The 513-nt window shown below is 45.8% G+C and carries 1 pseudogene; it reads right to left on the reverse strand.

Going from position 1 to position 513, the window contains the following annotated elements:
* Positions 1 to 513 (reverse strand): annotated as a pseudogene (locus ACFINY_RS09995) (phage portal protein); the annotation flags it as partial.

The raw sequence follows: 513 nt of genomic DNA on the forward strand, positions 1-513 counted from the left end.
TGATTAATTGCTTCCTTAGCTTCATTAAACAGCTGGAAAAAGCCCTCTGGAAACTGTGCTACAGGCTTTGGTTGTATCTTGCCTTCTGCAAGAGCGCCATCTTCAGCAACTAGCAACGCATCAGCCCGCGCCCAATCTTGCATAGCCTGCCTGATGTCCTTAAACGCCCCTTCCTCGACAATAAGCCCCCCTTTGGATTGGCTATTAAGGATATACATCACTTGACTAAAATATTTATTCGCCCACCGTTGTGGATCTTTTGTCGGGCGCACAACCCCATAAAATTGCCGTTCTATCTTGTCAAAATACCCCGTTATACACTCCCAACCCAATTGACCAGCTGGAACTAAAGGTTGATCGGGGGATTCAAGCAACTTTCTCCCTAAAAAAGCACGTCTTACAACCTTTTTATTGAAAGCTGCCCCTTGAATATCGGGCATCATGCACTGGAGCTGCTTAAATTCTTCCTCGCTATAATCACGAAGTTCTCCAGTGCTTAAATCGGGCGCTTTG

Origin of the sequence: Bartonella sp. AA23NXGY (assembly GCF_042197165.1) — a bacterium.
Taxonomy (GTDB): Bacteria; Pseudomonadota; Alphaproteobacteria; order Rhizobiales; family Rhizobiaceae; genus Bartonella.